Here is a 21,285-nt window from a genome sequence, read left to right as displayed (position 1 = left end):
CTCATGTTCTTGCTTTGGCGGGGAACATGCGCAGTTTCGCCGTCAGGCGCAATGGATCATCTGACGCGGTGCGGCGTTATCGCGGGAACCCAAGGGAAAGACAAAGGGCCAGCCATGCCAGAGCTTGCGATTTCCGCGGAGAAGGTCGCCTTCATCATCGAAAGGGCGCGTGAATTCGACGTCAAGCAGGCGGATTCCGATCCGGATTCCGGCTCGAATGCGACGGATGACGATGCGGTCGACGTCCTCGAGGATGACGGCTCCGATCCGGTGGTCAACGAACTCGGAAGTTTCATCGTGGCCATGAACGAGGACGAGCAGATCGATCTCGTCGCGCTGACCTGGCTCGGCCGCGGCGATGGCACGATCGACGATTGGGACGATTTGCGCGCACGCGCGGTGGAGGCGCGCGCCGAGTATCGCAGTCCCCGGCGCGAAACGGCGCATTATCTGCTCGGTGAGCCGATGCTGGGCGATCTGCTCGCCGACGGGCTCGACGAATTCGGCGTCGACTGGACCGATGGAAACCCAGTCGCCGATTCATCCAGTCCGAGCCAGCGGGACGAAGACGAGCCCACCAAGCAACAGCGGTAATCCTGGCCGATATCAGCGCGCGCAGTCGACGACCACGGTGCCGAGCTTGTCGCCTCTCTCGACCGCGACATGGGCCTGCGCCGTCTCCGACAGCGCAAACTGCGCCGCGACATTGTGGATTCGCGGCCCCGCTGCCAGCCATTTCGAGATGTCGGCCTGCGCCGCCGCCAGCAGCGCGGGCGGTAGTGCGAACAAGACGAGCGAGCGGAGCGTGATGCACTTCTCCATCAGCTCGCGCATCGGCACGGTCGGCGTGCGGTTGCCGTTCGTGGCGTAGACCGCGATGGTCGAATTTATGGCCATCAACTTCAGGGTCGTCGCGATGTTGCCGCCGAAATCGACATCGACCAATCGGTCGACCCCGCGTCCGCCGGTGAAGGTCATGGCCTTGGCAACGACATCTTCGTCCCTGTAATTGACCACGAGATCGGCACCAGCCTGTCGCGCCTGCTCGCCTTTCATCGCCGAGCTCACGGTCGCGATCACCTGCGCGCCGCCCCATTTCGCGAGTTGCACGGCGTAATGCCCGACTGCACCCGCGCCGCCGGTGACCAGCACGGATTTGCCGACGACCGGACCGTCCGCGAACAGGGAGCACCACGCCGTCATTGCGGGAATGCCCAGCGTCGCGCCTTCCGCAAAAGAGAGATTGTCCGGCAGCGGCGTCACCAGATGCTCGGCAAGCGCGATATGTTCGGCCGCGGTGCCAAAGGCGCGGCCGTTGCGCTGGCCGTTGAACAGCCAGACCCTGTCGCCGATCTTGAACCGCGTCGCGCCATCGCCGATCTGGTCGATAAAGCCCGCGCCATCGCTGTTCGGAATCACGCGCGAAAATTCCTTCGCGCGATAGCTGCCCCCGCGCCGGCCGACATCGGCCGGATTGACGCCGGAGGCTTCCAAGCGAATGCGAACTTCGCCTGGACCTGCGACCGGCGTCGCCATCTCACCATAGGTGAGGACGTCCGCCGCCGGTCCTGTCTCCTCGTACCAGACTGCTCTCACAGCGTTCCCGGGAAGGCACCGCCATCGAGCAGAAGGTTCTGCCCGGTGATGAAGCCGGCCTTGGCGCCGCACAGGAATGCGCAGGCATAGCCGAATTCCTCGGGATCGCCGAAGCGGCCCGCGGGATTGAGCTTGGCGCGCTCGGCCAGAACCTGGTCCGGCGTGATGCCGCGCTTCTCGGATTCCCCCTTCGCGGTGCTGCGCAGGCGGTCGGTCTCGAACGGGCCCGGCAACAGGCCGTTGATGGTGACGTTGTTGATCACGGTCTTGCGCGACAGGCCGGCGATGAAGCCGGTGAGGCCGGCGCGCGCGCCGTTGGAGAGACCGAGAATGTCGATCGGCGCCTTCACCGCGGCCGAGGTGATGTTGACGATGCGGCCGAATTTGCGCGCCATCATGCCGTCCACGGTCGATTTGATCAGCTCGATCGGCGTCAGCATGTTGGCGTCGATCGCCTTGATCCAGTCGTCGCGGGTCCAGTTGCGGAAATCGCCGGGCGGAGGTCCGCCGGCATTGTTGATCAGGATATCCGGCTCGGGGCAGGCCTTCAGCACGGCCTCGCGGCCCGCCGGCGTCGTGATGTCGCCGACGATCTCGGTGACGGTCACATCAGGATAGGCCTTGCGGATGTCGTCGGCCGTCTTCTTCAGGGCCTCGGCGCCGCGCGCGGTCAGCGTGACGTGTACGCCGGCCTCGGCCAGCGAGATGGCGCAGGCGCGTCCGAGGCCTTTGCTGGATGCGCAGACGATGGCGCGGCGACCTTTGATCCCAAGATCCACTGTTTCACTCCCGTAATGTCTGGCAGGTTTTTAAGAAGCCGCTATTCTAGCCAACCTTGGCGCCGCTGATAAGGGATTGGCTCGCATCAAAATGCATGCGCACTTGCCCGGCGATGCAAATGCGCCTCATCAGATGCGCCGCTCCTGCTTGAGACGGTCGATCGCGGAGGCCGCCTCCGGCGGCAGCGACTTGAAGCCCATCTGGCCCACCATCGAGAACAGCGGCCGCAAATGCGAGCCGGCGAGAAACGGCGGCTGGCGGTTGGCCGGCACGATCTGGTCGAACACCAGCACCAGCGTGGTGGCGACGAGGCCGACCCTGATGGCGCCGAGGGCTGCGCCCCCGAGCCGGTCGCCGATGCCGGCCTGCCGTATCGTATCGCTCAGCGCCAGCCGGCCGAGATATCCAAACAGCATGCCGACCACCACGAAGATGCCGAAGAACCAGATCCAGTTCTGCAGCAGCGGCGCGTTCGGATTGCCCGCGATTTGCGGGACGATCAGCGGCATCAGCGCGACGGCGATGGGGGCGGCGAGGAGATAGGCCAGGATCGTCATGGCGCTGCCGAGCAGGCCGGTCCTGAAACCGAAGCCGATCGCGATGGCGAACGCCGCATAGACGGCGAGATCGAAACTGTTCATGCGCGGGAGCCTGCCATGGAACGAGTGAACGCAGAACCGATCATTCCGGTTTCAGATCGTTAAAATCGTCTGTATTGATGGCCCCAAAGCCCAATAAAGCGTCAAGGAAAGCGTCATGTCAGACCTATTCGATGTCAGTCAGGAAACCATCCTCGTCACAGGCGCGAGCCAGGGGCTGGGGCGGCAATTTGCCCGGGTGCTGGCGGCGCATGGCGCGGCCGTTGCGCTCGCGGCGCGGCAGACCGACAAGCTGAAGAGCCTGGAAGACGAGATCCGCGGCAAAGGCGGCCGTGCCGCCGCCGTCGCGCTCGACGTCACCGACACTGCCTCGATCGCGAGGGCCGTCGATGCCGCGGAAGCCGCGCTCGGCCCGGTCACGGTGCTGATCAACAATGCCGGCATCGCCATCGAAAAGCTCGCGACCGAGCAGACCGAGGCCGATTGGGACGCGGTGATCGGCGCCAATCTCAAGGGCGCCTATTTCCTCGCCACCGAGATCGCGCGCCGCATGATCGCGCGCAAGCAGGCAGGCAACATCGTCAACATCGCCTCCGTGCTCGGCACCGGCGTGCTGAAGGCGTTGTCGCCTTACGCGATCTCCAAGGCCGGCATCATCCAGGCGACCAAAGCGATGGCGCTGGAGCTTGCGGGGCAGAATATCCGCATCAACGCGCTGGCGCCCGGCTACATCGACACCGAGATGAACCACGCGTTCTGGTCGACGCCGCCGGGCGAGCGCCTGACCAAGCGCATTCCCCAGCGCCGCATCGGCGCCGAATCCGATCTCGACGGCGCGATCCTGCTGCTGGCCTCGAAGGCCTCGCGGTACATGACGGGCAGCGTGGTGACGGTCGACGGCGGGTTCTTGTTGAATTGAGCTCTTTCTTCACCTCGCCCCGCTTGCGGGGAGAGGTCGCATCGCATCGAAGATGCGATGCGGGTGAGGGGGAGTCTCTGCATATTCGACTGCTTCCGTCCTCGCGGAGGCTCCCCCTCACCCCAACCCTCTCCCCGCAAGCGGGGAGAGGGAGAAGAGCTACCGCACCTCGCCCCTGATCATATCCGCCGCCTTCTCCCCGATCATGATGGTCGGCGCATTGGTGTTGCCGCCGATCAGTGTCGGCATGATCGCGGCGTCGACGACGCGCAGGCCTTCGACGCCGTGCACCTTCAGCGCCGGATCGACCACGGCCATCGCATCGGTGCCCATCTTGCAGGTGCCGACGGGGTGATAGACGGTGTCGACACGCGCGCGCAGGATGGCGCGGATGTCGTCGTCCGTTCTCACATCGGACGTGAACATGTCCTTCTTCTGCAACGCGCGCATCGCGGGCGTCTCCATCAGCCGCCGCGTGGTCTTGAAGCCCGCGACCATCGTCTCGAGATCCTCCGCCTCGCCCAAGAAATTCGGATCGATCATCGGTGCTGCCAGCGGATCGGCGCTTTTCAGCCAGACGCTGCCACGGCTCTTCGGTCGCAACAGGCAGACATGGCATGAGAAGCCCGCCTCCTTGTGCTTCTTGCGGCCGTGATCGTCGAGCATCGCGATGATGAAGTGCAGCTGGATGTCGGGCACATCGAGATCGGCCCGGGTCTTCAGGAAGCCGCCACACTCGGCGAAGTTGGTGGTCATCAGTCCGCGCCGCTCCCGGCGGTACCGTTGGATGGCGCGGAGCAGGGATGGCAGCCGGCCGATCGAGGAATGGACGAAGTGCGGGTAGTCGGAGGCGTAGACGAACACGAAATCCGGATGATCCTGCAGATTGCGTCCGACGCCCGGCAAATGACGCACGACGTCGATCCCGTGCGCGGCGAGCGCCTCGCCGTCGCCGATGCCCGACAGCATCAGCAATTGCGGTGACTGGAAGGCACCGGAGGCGAGGATCACCTCGCGCCGCGCGCGCAGCTGCTTCGTCTGCTTGCCCTGGACATATTCGATGCCGACCGGGCGCCCACCTTCGAACAGGATGCGCGTGGCATGCGCCTGCGTCTCGACACGCAGATTGGCGCGCTTGCCCATATGCGGATTCACATAGGCGCGCGCCGCGCTCCAGCGCTCGCCATTGTGCTGCGTCACCTGGTAGCTGCCAAGCCCTTCGTGGTCCTCCGCATTGAAGTCCTCGCGGATGCGGAACTGCGCCTCGCGGGCCGCCTGATGGAAGACGTCATGGATCGGATTGTCCGCGCGCAGCCTGTTGACATGCAGCGGGCCGCCCTTGCCATGATACGCGCCGTCGAAATCGGCGTTGTTCTCCGAGCGCTTGAAATAGGGCAGCACGTCCGCGTACGACCAACCGGCATTGCCGAGCGAGGCCCAGTGGTCGTAGTCCCATTTGTTGCCGCGGATGTAGACCATGGCATTGATCGCCGAGGACCCGCCGAGCCCCTTGCCGCGCGGTTGATAGCCGATACGGCTGTTCAATCCCTTCTGCGGCACGGTATCGAAGCCCCAGTTCGCGGCCTTGTATGGCAAAGCCAGCCCGAACGGCGTGGTGATCCGCCAATTGTCGTTCCGTCCGCCGGCATCGAGCAGCGCCACGGATGTCCCCGCATCCTCCGACAGCCGCCCCGCCACCGCGCAGCCGCCGGAGCCCGCGCCCACGACGACGAAATCGAATGTGTCAGTCACTGATGTTTCCCCCTCTTGCATTTTTCTTCTCGTCATTGCGAGCGCAGCGAAGCAATCCAGAATCCCACGGCGGAGACAGTCTGGATTGCTTCGCTGCGCTCGCAATGACGGGCAATTACGACATGAACCGCATCATCTTCTCCAGCCGCGCGATCTTGCCGCCATAGGGCGGATAGAGGTCGGCGAGGCGGTTGAATTTCGAACGATAGAACACCGGCTTCAGCTTGCTGAACGTGCGAAAGCCCCATTCGCCGTGATAGGCGCCGGTGCCGGACGCGCCGACGCCGCCCATCGGCTGGTTGATTTGCGCGAAGTGGAACAGGCAGTCGTTGATGGTGACGCCGCCGGAGACGGTGCGCGCCAACACCTCGTCGCGCGCATCGCTGTCCTTGCCGAACCAGTACAGCGCCAGCGGCCGGTCGCGGGCGTTGACGAAGGCGATGGCGTCGGCCGGTTCGCGATAGCCGAGCACCGGCAGCACCGGTCCGAAAATCTCCTCCTGCATCACCGTCATCGCCTCGGTCGCGCCCATGATCAGCGTCGGCGGGAATTTGCGGTGCGCCTTCCAGTTCGGATCGTCCGCCTTCGCCGGCTGCAGGATCTTGGCGCCGCGGCGTACCGCATCCGCGACGAGATTCTCCAGCCGGGCATAATGCCGGTCGGAGATCACGGAGGTGTAGTCCTTGTTGGCGGGGTCGGTGCCGAACATGCGCCGCATCTGCGCGCGCACTTTTTCGGCGAAGGCCTGCAGCGAGCGCTCGGGCACCAGCACATAGTCCGGCGCGATGCAGGTCTGCCCGGCATTGAGCAGCTTGCCGTAGGCGATGCGTTCGGCGGCCTCTTCGAGGTCGGCCGAGGCGTCGATGATAACAGGCGACTTGCCCCCGAGTTCGAGCGTGACCGGCGTCAGATTGCGCCCCGCGGCCTCCGCCACCAGCCGCCCGACCCGGGTCGAGCCGGTGAACACCAGATGATCGAACGGCAGGTGTGCGAAGGCCTTCGCGACCTCGTCCTCGACCCCGGTGACGAGCAACTCCGCAGCATCGAACCGCGCGGCGACCGCCTCCTTCAGCAGCGCTGAGAAATGGGCGACGTGTTCGCTCGGCTTAATGATGACACGGTTGCCGGCGGCGAGCGCGCCGATCGCGGGCGCGAGCGTCAGCTGCAGCGGATAATTCCAGGGCGCGATGATGCCGACGACGCCGAGCGGCTGCGACATCAGCCGATTGCGCGCGGGCAAAAATTGCAGCGCCGTCGAAACGCGCTGCGGCGCCATCCAGCTCTTGAGGTGCTTGGTCGCATGACGGATCTCGGAGAACACCATCATGGTCTCGGCGATATTGGTCTCGACCGCGCAGCGGTGGCCGAAATCCGCCGAGATCGCCTGCCGGAAGCGCTCCTCGTTGTCGGCGACGACAGTGCGCAGCCGCGCCAGCCGGTCGAGCCGCTCGGCAAGGCCAGGCGCCGGCTCGGCCCGCGACCGCGCGACCATGGCATGGCAGGCGTCTTCGAGAGCCCGAAGCGGGGCGCTCGTCGGGGGGCGATCGGAGGGGCGGTCCAAGGCGTGGTCCATGGCGTTCTCCCCCTCGAAGTGGCGTTTCCGCCTGGTTTTGTTGCCGCAAGCTGGCCCCTTGTGGAACTTCTGGCAAGGGCGGGCCAAACAGGCCGCAAATTCGTCCACCGCGCTGTCATAAAGTCGAAAAAAACGTCCCCGCAGCCCTTTCCAAAGCCACCCCGGGTTGGTACATACCGCCCGCACCCAACGGGCTTTGCCCGGGGTTGCCTTCCAAGGAAGCCTTCGGGACGGACGAAGCAAGCCACGCGAACAGCGCCGGCCCTTCATTCACCGTCCCCGGCACTTTCACGAAGGCAAAGCAACGGTTAACGCGGGGTGGAGCAGCCCGGTAGCTCGTCAGGCTCATAACCTGAAGGTCATAGGTTCAAATCCTATCCCCGCAACCAAGTTCGGACCTTACCGGTCCCGATCCGAAAATGGCCCGCTTGAAGCGGGCCATTTTTGTTTTGGGGGAGCCGTGCGTGAGTGTCACGGGCTCCGGCGAATCCCTTGCGGCTGCCTCAGGTGGTTGAGCGTTGCGCCGACAGCGCCGAACTCGGACGTGGCAGCCATTGCGATTTCGACAACCGCTATTGAGTGCACTGTCCCCGTAGTCGCCGGCAGGCGAGCGTCGTTTCGCCGGCACTGCCGAGGAAATCATGCCGCGCCTTGCTCGACGTCGCGCCGAGCATTTGCTGGTGGGGAGGCGTGGTCTCGTGATTCAGCGTCCTTCGAAAGCACGCACAAAAAAAGCACGGGCCGCAAAGTGCCAGCCCGCGCCAGATCGGATGGCATTGCCGCCAGAGTGCGTCTTACTTTTCGGAGAGCTCCTGCCGGGCCTCGGCTGAGGCATCCGCCTGTCGCGGCTTGGCTGCATGGGGGCAGACCATGGTCAGATTGAGCAATGTCGGCGCGTGGTCCTCGCCATTGCCGTACTCCCAGATCAGACGAATCTCGTGTTGGTCGGAATTGGCGTCGTCCTTCTGGTGTTGCCGGATGTCGGCCTTCATCGGGATCGGCGGCTCCGAGTTGAAGCACTTGCGGATGGACGCATCCAGCAATGCGCATTTCGTCGGCGGGACCACGACGCGCTCGTCGTTTGACAGCGGCGTTGTGTTGGGCTGGGCGGTGAGCTGAAGGCGGGCATGGCCGAGTGCCTTGAACCACACCTTGCCGCTGCCGTTCGGCCATGTCTCCAGCGGCGACAGGATCGGCTGATACTGGCCGTATTCCATCGTCTCGATGTCGATCTGCTTGGAGGCCTTAAGCCTGGCAACGCTCCGCTTCATGTTCTCGAGCGGATAGTAGTTGCCGTTCATCAGGTCTTTGTACTTTTGATCGTCGTAGATTGCGCCCATTGATCGCTCTCGATTTTTCGCCGCGTACTGGCACAGATACTGGCAAGTATTCCACGGCAGCGAGCTCAACGACGAGCCACGCTTGTGCCCCCAAGCTTACCTGCGAACGCTATCATTCGCGAAGATGTGGCGTCAACGAAAGCAATCTGAGAGCGTCTCACTGTGCATGTCTTGCGCTCTTATTTGTCGGCCGCACCGGCCAAGGTCAGCGGGCCTTTCGCATCGGCGTTGCGAGGCCCCCAGCGTGTAAACGCAACTGCGGCGGAGGAAAGGAGGCCCAGCAACATCATTGAAGCAGCCGTGAGCGAGAAAAAGCTCTCGGTCGTTGCCGTCTGCGAGACCAGATACCAGCCGCCAAGCACGATGAAGAGCAGCCGTGCGGTCTGCGCGAGCACTGGACCGAGCACATTCCCGGCACCCTGCGACGAGAAATACATCGCCGAGGCAAGCCCGATGAAGGCATAGAACGGAGCGACGGTGCGGAGAAATTGCCGGCTGGCGGTGCCCGCCTCGGCGTCGTCCGTGAAGAGACTAACCCACGGTCCGGGGAAGAGAGCAACCGCGCACGCTAGCGTCCCGATAACAACCAGTGCCACGAGGCCGGTCGTCCAGGCGATCCGGCGGGCACGCGCGATGCGTCCCGCGCCGATTGCAACGCCAATCATCGGCACCGAGCCGATGCCAACAGAGAAGGCGATGGTCGCCAGCACGTATTCCAGGCGCGCGCCGATGCCATAAGCCGCGAGGACCGCGGTGCCGAACACGGCAAGCATGTGAGTCAAGACGAGGTTCGTCAGCGTATTTTGCAGTGGGGAGAAGCAGCCGACCACGCCGACCTTGAGGATGTCGGCAAACAACGGCCACCGCATACGAAACCCATTCAGCCGGGGAATGATGCGACCCCGGCCGGAGAACAGGTACCAGCTCATAATCGCAATATTGATCGAATACGCGATCAACGACCCTGTCGCGACCCCCGGCATCCCGAATTGGGGTACGGGTCCGAGACCAAGACCTAGCGTTCCGCCAAGGATGATCTGCAAGATCGCAGAGTTGACGATCATCAGCGACGGCAATTTCATGTTGCCGGTGCCGCGCAGGACGCCGGCTAGAATATTGACCAGCCAAGTGAGCACGGCTCCGCCGAAGTACACTTGGCTGTAGGCGACTGCCAGCGCCAGCACATCCCCCTTGCCGCCGAGCAACTCCAGCAGTTGCCGGCCACCGATGAGCATGCCAAGCGTGAAAACCAGGCCGAAGAAGACGGCGATCAGCAGTGCGTGCGTGGCCAGGCTCTCCGCCCGGTCGCGGTCACCCGCGCCGAGCGCGCGGGAAATGGCCGACGCCACACCGCCGCCCATCGCCGCGCCCGACATGCTCATGGTCAGCATCACGCAGGGAAACACCAGCGCCATTGCTGCCAGCGCTTCGATCCCGAGTTTCCCAATATAGGAGGTTTCCGCGATCGCAACCAAGGTGCCGGCCGAAAACGCGAGCGCGTTCGGCCAGGCGAGCGAGAGCAGCGTCCGCAGGATCGGTCCGTCGAGCAGCGTATTCGCGACTGGGCGAGGGGGCGGCGACAACGGACCTTCCTTGTTGTCGAACTGTCGGGTCCGACCAGAGGTCAGGACTTGGGTGGCTTGTGCGGACAGACCATCGTCAAATTGAGCAGTTTGGGCGTCTTGCTGTCGGCCTCGTACTCCCACTCCAGCCGGATCTCGTGCCGATCGGCGTTACGATCCGTCGACGCATGCGTGATGATGTTGGTCTTCATCGGAATCGGAGGCTCCGAGTTGAAGCACTTCCGGACACAGGCATCGAGCAAGGCACATCGCGTCAGCGGAATCACGTCCGGCTCGTCCTTCGACAGCGGCGTGGTATTCGGTTGGAAGGTGAGGTCGACGCGCGCACGGCCCTTCTCCTTGTGCCAGTGCTTCGCGCTGCCCTGCGGCCACTTGCTCTTCGGCGTCAAAATCAGGTGATACTGGCCGTATTCCAATGTCGGGAGATGGATATTTTCCGAGGCTTTGAGCTTCTTTACGCTCTTCTTCATGTTCTCCAATGGATAGTAATTACCATTCATCAGGTCCTTAAATGGCTTACCCGTGTAAACTCTCATGCCCATGTATTTTGTCCCTCAATCAATGCTTGGCTTCCCTGGGAAATATGCAGCTCTGCGAAGCTTGACGGTTAGAACACGAGCCTGTGCCCGTTACTCGTAGCATCTTCTTCGCGCGGCTTTTGGCAAGCTACCACCCAGGACTGTGAATCGTCCAGATCAGCAACCGTTTCTGGGGGCGCTTTGTCTGGGATGCATCGCATGCCCCGTTGCTAAGCGGGTTTTCATAGGCGATCCTGTCGCCATCGTTCGCAGTGGCCTACCGACCGTCCCGCTGCAAGGTCTTGAGAGCACGGAATGCTTTGCACGGCATGTCAGTCGACGATCGAACCAAGCGACAGCCGCTGCCCCAATTGCGGTGCAGGCGTGCGCCGCTCCGATCCCGACAGTGAACGACGGTTTGTCACAATTCTCCGGGCCGATGTCGTCGATTCCACCGGGCTTGTTGCAGAGCTCGATCCGGAGGAGGCGGTCTCGCGCCTGGAGCCAGCTTTGGCCGCTATGAGGGGGGCGGTTCGGCAGTTCGGCGGTATCGTCAGCAAGGAATTGGGCGACGGCCTTGCCGCCGTGTTCGGTGCCCCCATTGCGGACGACAATCATGCGCCCTTGGCCTGCCACGCTGCGATAGAATTGGTTCGGCGCGTCGCGAGCCTTGGTGATCCCGGGCTTCAGGTCCGGGTTGGTCTCCACTCCGGCCATGTCGTTGCCTACATGGTCGCCAGCGAGTTCTCCAAGGTCTACGAGATCGGCGGCGCGGCCCAGCATTTGGCCGCTCGGCTGGAGGCGACGGCTGAGGCGAACCAGATCTGCGTCTCCGAGGCCTGCCAGAAGCTCGCCGACGGGCATGTCCGCTTTGAATCCCTGGGAGGAAAATCACTGCGCGGCTTCAGCCAACCCGTGCCGGTCTATCGGATCGTGGGCGCGAGCGACCTGTCAAGCTGGCGGGTGCGAAGGGCTCGCAGCGTCTCCCGTTTCGTCGATCGCACGACCGAGCGCGCGCTGCTGGAGCGCAGCGCGGCAAGCGCCGCGACAAGCCGGCAGACAGTGCTGCTGCTGGGTGATGCTGGTATCGGCAAGTCGCGGCTGGCGCACGAGTTTGCCCAGCAGCTCAAGGCCGATGGCTGGCGGTTGATCGATGCTGAGTGCAGCCCGAATCTCCAGGGTGCCCCCTTCAGCACCCTCAAGCGGATTTTGCTGTCGGCCATGGACGCGGCAAGGGAGCCGGACAGCCCGGGAGATATTCGACAGGGGCTGCCATCGATTCAGCAAAGTGCGCTCGATGCAGTGCTCGATCTCCCTATATCGAATTCGCATTGGGATGAACTGGAGCCTCATGCACGGGGACGAGCCATCTCCGATGCAAGCTGTGCCATCGCCGGAAGCCTGGCAAATCGCGGGCGAACGGTGCTCCTGCTGGAGGATCTGCACTGGATCGACCGGGCGAGCGACGGCGTCGTGGCTGCCATCGCGTCGTTGCAGGCGGCCGGCCTTCTCGTGCTTTTCACCTCCCGGCCAAATGGCATGCCGGTCTGGATTGCGCGCTGTCAGGCCGAGATCGTCGCAATGCGGCCCCTCGACGACGATTCGGGGCTCGCCATGCTGGCAGACATGCTCGGCTCCTCCGAAACCAACGCGGATTTGAAGAGCCGGATCATTTCTCATACCGCCAACGTTCCTCTGTTCATTGAGGAGGTCTGCCGCGGATTGAAGGACAGCGGCACGCTACGTGGCCAATGGGGCGACCTCGCACTCGTGCGTCCGATCGACGAACTCGGCATTCCCACAAGTATCCAAGGCGTGATTGCAGCACGCCTCGATCGGGTGTCGAAGCAGGAACGGTCCGTTTTGCAGATCGCCGCCAGTCTGGGGCCGAGATCGAGCGAAGTCATGCTGCGGAAGATCGCGGCCCTGCCCGAGGATGTTTTGCAGGGATGCCTCGTCGCACTCGATCGCGCCGAGCTACTGGTCAGGATCGACAGCGAATTGGAAGATGCGCTGGAATTCCGGCATGAAATGGTCCGGCAGGTGACCTACGACTCCATGGTCGAAAGGGCGCGCGAAGACATTCATGCGCGCATTCTTTCGGCCTTGGAAGACGGCGAGATTGGAGCCGACGATCCCGACAAGCTCTGCTATCATGCCACGCGAGCGAAGGATTGGACCAAGTCGTTCAGCTACGGCAGAGCCTCGGCGCGAAAATGTCTTGCGCGGTCGGCGTTTGTCGATGCGGCTGACTATTTCGAGATCGCGATGAAATCGCTGGATCAGACCCCGATCTCTCCTTCGAGAGAAGCGAACGCCGTGGATGTTCGCATCGAGGCGCGTGCGGCGTTTATCGCCTCCGGTCAGATCGCCGACTGGTTGAATCTTGGCAAGGAGGCTGAGCGCCGCGCCGACGCGATCAACGACCTTGGACGGAAGGTAGCAGCCATGACCGTAATGGCTGCCGCACAGAACTTCTACGGCACCCCGCTCGAAGCAGTTACGATTGGTGAGGAAGTCGTGCGCCTCGCGGAGGGGGCGGGCAATCCGGGTTGGCTCAATGCGGCGCAATACGGTCTGGGCCAAGTGTACTTCCTTGCCGCACGCTATCGTGAAGCTGACGGATTGTTCGCGCGAGCCTGTGCCCAACTGGCGGGGCCGGAGCCGAGTGCTCCTTTCGGCACGACACCGAAGCCTGCCCTGTTACTCTGCTGCATGATGAACAGCATCACACACACCGTGATGGGTGAGTTCGACGCCGCCGAACAGCTCCAGCAGCAGGCCGCCGCAATCGCGGAGGAAACGGGTCGCCCCTACGACCGCGTCGCGGCTGCCTATAGCGGCGGCTGGCTGATGCTCGGCCGCGGCGAGCCGGCGGCGGCCGCGGCCATTCTCGAAGACGGTTTTGTCCTGGCGCAGAAGCACGGCATCCGGCTGTTCGTGCCGGTGCTCGCCTGCCACCTCGGCATGGCCTATCTGGAGCAGGGGCTGTTCGACCGCGCGCGCGGCATGCTGACGGAGGCGCGTGAGGAGGCCAAGGCGGTCGGCTATACCTCGGCGGTGCTGCGCAGCTCGATCTATTTGGCGCTCGCCACCCACCGTCTCGGCGACGTCCAGGCGGCGCAGAACATGCTGCGCGAGGCGCGCAACACCGCGCGGCAACAGGGGTTCTCCGGGCTGGAGGCGGAGGCGCTGTTCGGCGAGGCCGTGGTGACGCCGCCGTCGGATGCGGAGGCCAAGGCGGCGATCCTTGGCGCCCTGCGCGCGACTATCGCGATCGCCACCGAGAGCGGCGCGCTGCCGCTGCGGCACAAGGCCGAGGCGATGCTCAACGAGATGCAGGCGGCGGGTGACGAGCTAAGCTGACGGTAGCGGCGGCCGGGCGGCCAGCGCGGACGAAATCTGCCCGACGCGTCAAATAAATCCAGCAGGCGCCGCAATGGGTTAGCTACTGTGCATGGGGTTGTTTTCGACGGTTATTTGAAAGACTCCCCATGGTGCAGCGCGGAGGACGGCCCGCTGGTGCGGTCCGCTCCGATGACTAGGCCCTTGCACGCGCAGCAAGGTCGGCTACCGTCGGCCCTGGCCGCACGGTCAGGTGACTTTTGATTTCAATTTTTTAGCATCCGATTTTCCGGCGCCGCGACGGCGCGACGCCCACCGAACGAGGCGGGGCCATGATCATACGGGACCAGTCAGCGCTGCTCGCGCCGGTCGAGCGGGATTTGCGGCTCGATCTCTTCCGCGGCATCGGTCTGTGGATGATCTTCCTCGACCACATCCCGCACGACATCGTGGCCTGGCTGACCTTGCGCAATTACGGCTTCAGCGACGCCGCCGAATTCTTCGTCTTCATCTCCGGCTATCTGGTCGGCTGGATCTACGGGCCGATCGTAGCCGGCGGCTGGTTTCTCGCCGCGCTGAAGCGGCTGTGGCGGCGCGCGGCCGAGATGTATGTTGCCCACATCATGCTGTTCCTGCTGTTCACGGCGCAGATCGCCCGCACCGTGCGCCGCTTCGACAATCCCATGTACGAGCACGAGTTCAACGTTCACAATTTCCTCGAGCATCCGGACGTTCTGATCGGGCAGGCGCTCTCACTGCGCTACAAGCCGGTCAATCTCGACGTGCTGCCGCTTTACATCACGCTGGTGTTCGCCTCGCCTTTCATCGTGTGGTGCCTGGTGCGGCGGCCGAACCTGACGCTTGCCGGCTCCGTGGTGCTCTATGTGCTGGCGCGCTGGTTCGACTGGAACGTCGCGTCCTATCCGCCCGGCACGCACTGGTACTTCAACCCGTTCTGCTGGCAGCTGATGTTCGTATTCGCGGCCTGGTGCGGCATCGGCCAGATCGACAAGATCGCGAGATGGGTGTGGTCGAAGGCGGCGATGGCGCTGGCCGCGGCCTGGCTCGCCTTCGCGCTGCTGATCGTGATGACCTGGCACGTCCCCGTGCTCGAAGCCCTGATTCCGAAATGGATGATCAAGGCGATCTACCCGATCGACAAGACCGACCTCGACATGCTGCGCTTCACGCATTTCCTGGCGCTGGCGATCTGGGTGACGCATCTCATCTCGCGTAAATGGCGGACCCTGCACGGGGCCTGGCTGCGCCCTGTGATCCTCTGCGGCCAGCATTCGCTGCCGATCTTCTGCCTCGGCGTCTTCCTGTCGTTCTCGGCGCACTGGATCCTGACGCAATACACCAAGGGCGTCTGGGAGCAACTCGCGGTCTCCCTCGTCGGCATCGTCATCATGATCGCAGCCGCCTGGCTGCTTGACCGCGCCGAACGGGTGCCGAACCTGTTCGTGAAGGTGACGGAGATCGAGGAGGCCGACACCGTCCTGGAAAGCGCGCCTGCGGACAGGTCTGCCGTGGCGCCCGCGGGTCGTTGAGGTTCGCCGGCCTGCATTTTCGCGGAGAGGTCCAACGGAGAGGTTCATGTCCAGACTTGTGTTGACGATCGCCGGCACCCTCCTGCTCCTGATTTGTGGTGCATCGGCGCAAGCACCCTCGCCGGAGGCGATGAGCGCGGCGCGCAAGCTGGTGGTCACCTTGAAGATCGCGGATCAGTATCGCGCGCTGTTGCCGCAGCTCCTGCTCAAGCTGAGGCCCGTGGTCGCGCAGGACAGGCCGGAGATCGAGCGCGACTATGATGCGGTGACGGCACCCGGCTCCGAGATCTACACCCCGGCCCTCACCTCGATGGTCGACCAGGTCGCCGCCCTCTATGCCCAGAGCTTCAGCATCGACGAACTGCGCCAGATCGAGGCCTTCTATGTCCAGCCGGCCGGGAAGAAGCTTCTGGAGAAGTCGGATGCGCTGGCCCAGGCAAGCGCGCAGATCGGCCAGGACGTCGGCCAGAAGACGGCCGACGAGTTGAAGCAGCGCCTCATCGAGGCGCTGCGCCAGAAGGGGCACAAGCTCTGAGCTCAACTCTTGCGTAACGGCGCCGCGCTCGCTGGCTGATTTGACGCGGCCGGGTGCCCCGACTACGCTTTTGCAAAGACAAGAAGCGCGTGAATGCCATGGCCTGACCTGTGCTCAGGGCGGCCCTCACGCAATGAGAAAATTCAGGGGAACGGAAATGACGAGCGACATCGCAGCGACGATCACGAAGGCCCGCGAGCATTCCATCGGCGACCTCCTGCGCCGCGCGGCGGGCCGCGATCCGGGCAAGCTCGCGGTGAGCTGTGGCAATGTCAGCTGGACTTTTGCCGAGATGGACGCGATCTGCAATCGGCTCGGCCGCGGCTTGCTTGGCCTCGGCGTGAAAAAGGGTGACCGTCTCGCCGTGCTCTCGCGCAATTCGCACGCCTTTGCGGCGCTCCGGTTCGCACTGGCCCGGATCGGTGCGGTGCTGGTGCCGATCAACTTCATGCTCAATCCGGACGAGATCAATTTCATCCTGAAGAGCTCCGGCGCAAAGCTGCTCGCGGCCGGCCCTGATTTCGTCGAGCCCGCGCGCGCCGCCAGCGCCAGGGATTGTGCGGTCGAGAAGATGATCTGGCTGCCGGGCGAGGATCCCGCCACCGCGCCCGCGGGCCTCACCACCTTCGACGATCTCCACAGCCCCGATGGCTCGTACCTCGAGGCGTCGGTCGACAGCCGCGATCTCGCCCAGATCGTCTACACCAGCGGCACGGAGTCGCTGCCCAAGGGCGCGATGCTGACCCACGAAGCGGTGATGTGGCAGTATGTCAGCTGCATCATCGACGGCGGCATGAGCGTGGACGACAAATTCCTGCACGCGCTTCCGCTCTATCATTGCGCGCAGCTCGACGTGTTCCTGGGGCCGCAGATCTATCTCGGCGCCTCCGGTGTGATCACGGGCAAGCCGACCGCCGATAACATTCTGTCATTGATCCAGGCGCACAGGATCACGTCGTTCTTCGCGCCGCCGACGATCTGGATCGCGATGCTGCGCTCGCCCAATTTCGACAGGACGGATTTGTCGACCTTGCAGAAGGGCTATTACGGCGCCTCGATCATGCCGGTGGAGGTGCTGCTCGAGCTCCAGCGCCGCCTGCCCAGCGTGAAGTTCTGGAATTTCTACGGCCAGACCGAGATCGCGCCGCTCGCGACCGTGCTGGGTCCCGCGGACCAGCTGCGCAAGGCCGGCTCTGCCGGCAAGCCCGTGCTCAATGTCGAGACCCGCGTGGTCAATACTTCAATGGAGGATGTGAAGGTCGGCGAAGTCGGCGAGATCGTGCACCGCTCGCCGCATCTGCTCTCCGGCTATTACAACGATCCGGTCAAGACGGCGGCGGCGTTCTCCGGCGGCTGGTTTCACTCCGGAGATCTCGCCACAGTCGATGAAGAGGGCCACATCACCGTGGTCGATCGCGTCAAGGACATGATCAAGACCGGTGGCGAGAACGTCGCGAGCCGCGAGGTCGAGGAGATGGTCTACCGCATCCCCGCCGTGTCCGAGGTTGCGGTGGTAGGCCTACCCGATCCGCGCTGGATCGAGGCGGTGACTGCGATCGTCGTGGTCAAGAGCGGCGAGAAGCTCGACGAGGAGGCCGTCATCAAGCATTGCGCCGGCCAGATGGCGCATTTCAAGGTGCCCAAGCGCGTCATCTTCGTCGATGCCCTGCCCAAGAACCCGAGCGGCAAGCTGCTCAAGCGCGAGCTGCGCCAGCGCTTCGTCGGCGGCGAAACGCTCGACAAGGCGATCCAGAAGAATTTTGGGACCTGAAGCGGAGCGCCCGACCATGAAAGTCTGGCAAATCGCGCGGGACTGGTCGATCGAGGGAATGGAGCTCGCCGATCTACCCGAGCCCAAGCCCGGTCCGGGGCAGGTCGCGGTACGCATGCAGGCGGCATCGCTGAATTATCGCGATCTGCTCACGGTGCAGGGCAAGGGTGGCGTCACCAGATTGCCGCTGATCCCGTTCTCCGATGGCGCCGGCGAGGTGATCGCCGCCGGCGACGGCGTTTCCCGCGTAGCAGTCGGGGACCGCGTCTGCCCGATGTTCTTCCAATCGTGGATCGACGGAGCGGTTTCAGCCGCGAGCCGGCGCTACGCGCTCGGTGGCACACGTCCGGGTGTGTTGCAGGAGGTCATGTTGCTGGACGCGGAGGGTGTCAGCCGCATTCCGTCGCATCTCTCTTTCCAGGAAGCGGCGACGCTGCCTTGCGCCGGGCTAACCGCCTGGCGCGCGCTGTTCGTGGAAGCCAAGGTGAAGCCCGGCGACACCGTTCTGGTGCAGGGTACCGGCGGTGTGTCGATCTTCGCATTGCAATTTGCCAAACTTGCAGGCGTGAGCGTGATCGTAACGTCATCGAGTGACGAGAAGCTCGAACGCGCTCGTGCGCTCGGCGCCGACCACACGATCAACTATCGCTCGGTTCCTGAGTGGGGCAAGGCCGCGGCAGAGTGGACCGGCGGCGGCGTCGACCACGTCGTCGAGGTCGGCGGCAAGGATACGTTCTCGCAGTCACTCGAGGCGGCGCGGATCGGCGGTACCATTCTGGTGATTGGCGTGCTCTCCGGCTTCTCGCAGCAGATCGCGATTCCAAGCCTGTTCTCCAAGAATTTGCACGTCATCGGCCTCTCCGTTGGGAGCCGCCGCATGTTCGAAGGCATGACAGCCGCGATCGGGCGAAATGGAATGAAACCCGTGATCGACCGCGTGTTCGCCTTCGATGCTGTGCCAGATGCGCTGCGCCTGATGCAGCGGGGCGGTCATTTCGGGAAGATCGTGGTGGAGTTCGTTTGAGTGGAATTTGGTGAGAATTGCAGCGCGCAACTCGCGCCCCTCGTCATTGCGAGCGTAGCGAAGCAATCCAGAACCCATCCGCAGAGACAGCCTGGATTGCTTCGTCGCTTCGCTCCTCGCAATGACGGCTGAGAGGGTGGGCCTCAATACTTCTTTACAGCCGCGCCGAACGCGAACCACAGCGCCATGGACGCGAGGCCAAAACCGCCGAGCAGCAGGAAAGTCGGGCCGTAGCCGATCCATTGCGCGATCCAGCCGCCCAGCGCGGGGCTGAGGCTCGCGCCGATGCCCTGCACGGTGATGACGGCACCCTGGCCGAGATTGATGCGGCCGGTGCCGTTGAGCGAGCGCGCGACCATGCCGGGGACGGCAACCGTCTGGAGTCCGGTGCCGAGGCCGTCGAGCACCTGCATCGGTACGACACCCCACCATCCCGTGACGAAGAAGGCGAGCACGCCGCGGATGGGCAGGAACATGAAAGAGACGAGGATGATGGGCCAGTAGTTGCGCTTGCTGGCCGCCTTCATTGCGATCAGCGACGTGATGATCATGATGCCTTGTGCGATCACGACGGTGGTTGCGACGAAGCTCGGGCCGTTGGCCTGGCCTTCGGCGACCGCCGCCAGGCCGTAGAGCGGTACGATGGCGGCATTGCCGAGATGAAACAGCGCGAGCGCCATTGCCAGCACCAGCAGCGCGCGGTGCTTGAGCAGCATCGTGAACGCGTCCGGCGCGCTGTCGGGATCGTCCTCCTTGCTGCCGCGCGCGGCGCGATCGTCGATCGCCTTGGCCGGGATCATCATCACGCATGCGATCGCGATGGCGCCGAACGCCGCCGCCAGCACGAAGACCGAGACATAGCCGAACTTGTAACCGAGATAGCCCGACAGCGCGGCGCCGACCATGTTGCCGGCATGGTTGAACGCCTGGTTGCGGCCGTTGAGCGCGTTGAAGCCCTTCTGCTTGGCGATGCCGAGCGTGATGCCGGTGACCGCCGGAACGATCGCGGCGCTCGCCAGCGATTGTGCGACTTGCGAGAATGTCACCGCCCAGAAATTCTGCGAGATCAGGATGATCGCGGACGCGAGCACCACGCAGATGCCGGGAATCACGACCCACATGCGCTTGTTGCGGCTCGCGTCGATGAAGCCGCCGATCGGCGTCGTGATCAGCATGCCCGCGACATTGCCGATCGTCATCGCAGTGCCGATTAATCCGCTCGCCCAGCCGCGCTCCTGGAGGAAGACGCCGACGAAAGGGCCGATGCCCGATTGCATGTCGGCCATGAAGAAGTTGAGAGCGAACAGGGGCCAGATACGAGACGAGGAGGGGGACCGCGATGTCATCGATACCAAAAATTGGTCTCAGCCGGGATACGGCGGGTGGGACATGATCCTTTCAGCCAATCGTTCTGGCGCGGACGAGAGTTTAACGGGCGCTGATCGGGTTGGTTCCAGGTTTCGCCCGGTCGCTGGGGCTTGCGGTCACCGCCAGCAATTCCTTATTGACCTTGGATCGTCTCTGTCGGGAGTACGGCATGCCTCTCTGGACCTGCGAAACCTGCGGCGCGCAATTTCCGGATGGCGAAAATCCGCCATCCTGTCAAATTTGCGAGGACGAGCGGCAATACGTCGGCTGGAAGGGGCAGACTTTCCTCACGCGCGAGGCGCTCTCGGAGCGTCACCGCCTGGTCTGGCGAGAGGATCTCGGCCTGACCGGCCTCGCGCTCGAGCCAAGCTTTGCCATCGGCCAGCGCGCGCTGCTGGTGCCGCTCGCGGACGGCTGGCTGATGTGGGACTGCGTCTCGCTGGCGACGCCGGAAGCGATCGCCCATGTGCGGTCACTCGGCGGGCTGAAGGCGATCGCGATCTCGCATCCGCATTACTATGGCGCGCTCGCCGATTGGAGCGAGGCGTTCGGCGGGGTGCCGGTCTATCTGCATGCCGATGATCGCCGATGGGTGACGCGTCCGCATGCGTCGATCGTGCACTGGACCGGCGACAGCCATCGCATCTCCGACGATTTGCTGCTGCTGCGCACCGGCGGTCATTTCGCCGGCGCCACCATGCTGCACCATGCGAGTGGTGCGGACGGCAGGGGTGCGCTGCTCACCGGCGATATCGCGCAGGTCACGATGGATCGCCGCTTCGTCAGCTTCATGTACTCCTATCCGAACTACATGCCGCTCAACGCAGCCGCGGTGCGACGGATTGCGGCTGCCGTCGAGCCGCTGGCGTTCGACCGCGTCTACGGTGCCTGGTGGGGCCGCAACATCGCCGCGGGCGCCAAGGTCGCATTCGCGGCCTCTGTCGCGCGCTATCTGGCCGCCATCGCCTGAGCCGGCTCGCGACCGGATTTATCTTGCTGATCCATAATAAATGGACTATAAGTACAGTTATT

Annotated in this window: 17 protein-coding genes and 1 tRNA gene; 9 read left to right on the top strand and 9 right to left on the bottom strand. The window is 63.9% G+C overall.

Annotation, left to right across the window (positions count from 1 at the left end; all coding sequences use genetic code 11):
• Positions 1-114: 114 nt before the first annotated feature.
• Complete coding sequence (locus AC0L3U_RS30200; RefSeq protein WP_473364251.1) at positions 115-594, top strand: DUF3775 domain-containing protein; 480 nt, start codon at positions 115-117, stop codon at positions 592-594.
• Positions 595-606: 12 nt separating this feature from the next.
• Here AC0L3U_RS30200 and AC0L3U_RS30195 read toward each other — a convergent pair whose 3' ends face one another.
• From AC0L3U_RS30195 to AC0L3U_RS30185, 3 genes are all read right to left on the bottom strand, one after another.
• Positions 607-1,596 carry an NADPH:quinone reductase gene (locus AC0L3U_RS30195; protein ID WP_473364250.1) on the bottom strand — a complete coding sequence of 330 codons (990 nt, stop codon included), beginning with the start codon at positions 1,594-1,596 and terminating at the stop codon, positions 607-609.
• Positions 1,593-2,375 (bottom strand): SDR family oxidoreductase, encoded by a 783-nt coding sequence (locus AC0L3U_RS30190; protein WP_007605221.1) that lies wholly within the window; start codon positions 2,373-2,375, stop codon positions 1,593-1,595. The genes AC0L3U_RS30195 and AC0L3U_RS30190 overlap by 4 nt, the downstream gene beginning before the upstream one ends.
• A gap of 129 nt (positions 2,376-2,504) precedes the next feature.
• A complete protein-coding gene (locus tag AC0L3U_RS30185) occupies positions 2,505-3,017 on the bottom strand; it encodes a CvpA family protein (RefSeq protein ID WP_473290199.1) in 513 nt (170 codons plus the stop codon).
• 115 nt (positions 3,018-3,132) lie between these two features.
• Here AC0L3U_RS30185 and AC0L3U_RS30180 point away from each other — a divergent pair, with 115 nt between their 5' ends.
• Positions 3,133-3,894, top strand: coding sequence for an SDR family NAD(P)-dependent oxidoreductase (locus AC0L3U_RS30180; RefSeq protein WP_473364249.1), 762 nt, complete (start codon positions 3,133-3,135; stop codon positions 3,892-3,894).
• A 159-nt stretch (positions 3,895-4,053) separates the two neighbouring features.
• Here AC0L3U_RS30180 and AC0L3U_RS30175 read toward each other — a convergent pair whose 3' ends face one another.
• Complete coding sequence (locus AC0L3U_RS30175) at positions 4,054-5,646, bottom strand: GMC family oxidoreductase (RefSeq protein WP_473364248.1); 1,593 nt, start codon at positions 5,644-5,646, stop codon at positions 4,054-4,056.
• Positions 5,647-5,761: 115 nt separating this feature from the next.
• Positions 5,762-7,219: a coniferyl aldehyde dehydrogenase gene (locus AC0L3U_RS30170; RefSeq protein WP_473364247.1), complete on the bottom strand. Its 1,458-nt coding sequence runs from the start codon at positions 7,217-7,219 to the stop codon at positions 5,762-5,764.
• A gap of 312 nt (positions 7,220-7,531) precedes the next feature.
• Between AC0L3U_RS30170 and AC0L3U_RS30165 the strand changes: the two genes are divergently transcribed.
• Positions 7,532-7,608 (top strand) — tRNA-Met (locus AC0L3U_RS30165).
• Between the two features lie 405 nt (positions 7,609-8,013).
• Here AC0L3U_RS30165 and AC0L3U_RS30160 read toward each other — a convergent pair.
• From AC0L3U_RS30160 to AC0L3U_RS30150, 3 genes are all read right to left on the bottom strand, one after another.
• Positions 8,014-8,559 (bottom strand): hypothetical protein, encoded by a 546-nt coding sequence (locus tag AC0L3U_RS30160; RefSeq protein WP_456766392.1) that lies wholly within the window; start codon positions 8,557-8,559, stop codon positions 8,014-8,016.
• A 179-nt stretch (positions 8,560-8,738) separates the two neighbouring features.
• A complete protein-coding gene (locus AC0L3U_RS30155; protein WP_456766391.1) occupies positions 8,739-10,142 on the bottom strand; it encodes an MATE family efflux transporter in 1,404 nt (467 codons plus the stop codon).
• Between the two features lie 41 nt (positions 10,143-10,183).
• Entirely contained in the window at positions 10,184-10,684 is a 501-nt protein-coding gene (locus AC0L3U_RS30150; RefSeq protein WP_456766390.1) for a hypothetical protein, read from the bottom strand.
• Between the two features lie 291 nt (positions 10,685-10,975).
• Between AC0L3U_RS30150 and AC0L3U_RS30145 the strand changes: the two genes are divergently transcribed.
• The 5 genes from AC0L3U_RS30145 (at position 10,976) to AC0L3U_RS30125 (ending at position 18,885) form a co-directional block, all read left to right on the top strand.
• Positions 10,976-14,026, top strand: coding sequence for an ATP-binding protein (locus AC0L3U_RS30145; RefSeq protein WP_473364246.1), 3,051 nt, complete (start codon positions 10,976-10,978; stop codon positions 14,024-14,026).
• Between the two features lie 311 nt (positions 14,027-14,337).
• Positions 14,338-15,555 (top strand): OpgC domain-containing protein, encoded by a 1,218-nt coding sequence (locus AC0L3U_RS30140; protein WP_473364245.1) that lies wholly within the window; start codon positions 14,338-14,340, stop codon positions 15,553-15,555.
• A 46-nt stretch (positions 15,556-15,601) separates the two neighbouring features.
• The gene (locus tag AC0L3U_RS30135) at positions 15,602-16,090 is read left to right on the top strand and encodes a DUF2059 domain-containing protein (RefSeq protein WP_473364244.1); all 489 of its coding nucleotides are present in this window, start codon (positions 15,602-15,604) and stop codon (positions 16,088-16,090) included.
• A gap of 157 nt (positions 16,091-16,247) precedes the next feature.
• Entirely contained in the window at positions 16,248-17,861 is a 1,614-nt protein-coding gene (locus tag AC0L3U_RS30130) for an acyl-CoA synthetase (protein WP_473364243.1), read from the top strand.
• Between the two features lie 16 nt (positions 17,862-17,877).
• Positions 17,878-18,885: a zinc-dependent alcohol dehydrogenase family protein gene (locus tag AC0L3U_RS30125; protein ID WP_473364242.1), complete on the top strand. Its 1,008-nt coding sequence runs from the start codon at positions 17,878-17,880 to the stop codon at positions 18,883-18,885.
• Between the two features lie 143 nt (positions 18,886-19,028).
• Here the strand turns inward: AC0L3U_RS30125 and AC0L3U_RS30120 are convergent, their stop codons facing one another.
• The gene (locus AC0L3U_RS30120; protein ID WP_473364241.1) at positions 19,029-20,231 is read right to left on the bottom strand and encodes an MFS transporter; all 1,203 of its coding nucleotides are present in this window, start codon (positions 20,229-20,231) and stop codon (positions 19,029-19,031) included.
• Between the two features lie 191 nt (positions 20,232-20,422).
• On the opposite strand from AC0L3U_RS30120, the gene AC0L3U_RS30115 reads away from it, so the two are divergent.
• Positions 20,423-21,223, top strand: coding sequence for an MBL fold metallo-hydrolase (locus AC0L3U_RS30115; protein ID WP_473364240.1), 801 nt, complete (start codon positions 20,423-20,425; stop codon positions 21,221-21,223).
• Positions 21,224-21,285: the final 62 nt, after the last annotated feature.

The sequence above is a fragment of the Bradyrhizobium sp. Kon69 genome (genome assembly GCF_055807515.1).
This window is presented reverse-complemented; position numbering and strand designations above follow the sequence as displayed.

Excerpts from the sequence above, each read along its gene's own strand:
- AC0L3U_RS30130 (WP_473364243.1), top strand. The coding sequence starts at position 16,248 with ATGACGAGCGACATCGCAGCGACGATCACGAAGGCCCGCGAGCATTCC.
- AC0L3U_RS30180 (WP_473364249.1), top strand. The coding sequence starts at position 3,133 with ATGTCAGACCTATTCGATGTCAGTCAGGAAACCATCCTCGTCACAGGC.
- AC0L3U_RS30120 (WP_473364241.1), bottom strand. The coding sequence starts at position 20,231 with ATGACATCGCGGTCCCCCTCCTCGTCTCGTATCTGGCCCCTGTTCGCT.
- AC0L3U_RS30140 (WP_473364245.1), top strand. The coding sequence starts at position 14,338 with ATGATCATACGGGACCAGTCAGCGCTGCTCGCGCCGGTCGAGCGGGAT.
- AC0L3U_RS30135 (WP_473364244.1), top strand. The coding sequence starts at position 15,602 with ATGTCCAGACTTGTGTTGACGATCGCCGGCACCCTCCTGCTCCTGATT.
- AC0L3U_RS30200 (WP_473364251.1), top strand. The coding sequence starts at position 115 with ATGCCAGAGCTTGCGATTTCCGCGGAGAAGGTCGCCTTCATCATCGAA.
- AC0L3U_RS30150 (WP_456766390.1), bottom strand. The coding sequence starts at position 10,684 with ATGGGCATGAGAGTTTACACGGGTAAGCCATTTAAGGACCTGATGAAT.
- AC0L3U_RS30185 (WP_473290199.1), bottom strand. The coding sequence starts at position 3,017 with ATGAACAGTTTCGATCTCGCCGTCTATGCGGCGTTCGCCATCGCGATC.
- AC0L3U_RS30160 (WP_456766392.1), bottom strand. The coding sequence starts at position 8,559 with ATGGGCGCAATCTACGACGATCAAAAGTACAAAGACCTGATGAACGGC.
- AC0L3U_RS30145 (WP_473364246.1), top strand. The coding sequence starts at position 10,976 with ATGCTTTGCACGGCATGTCAGTCGACGATCGAACCAAGCGACAGCCGC.
- AC0L3U_RS30170 (WP_473364247.1), bottom strand. The coding sequence starts at position 7,219 with ATGGACCACGCCTTGGACCGCCCCTCCGATCGCCCCCCGACGAGCGCC.
- AC0L3U_RS30115 (WP_473364240.1), top strand. The coding sequence starts at position 20,423 with ATGCCTCTCTGGACCTGCGAAACCTGCGGCGCGCAATTTCCGGATGGC.
- AC0L3U_RS30125 (WP_473364242.1), top strand. The coding sequence starts at position 17,878 with ATGAAAGTCTGGCAAATCGCGCGGGACTGGTCGATCGAGGGAATGGAG.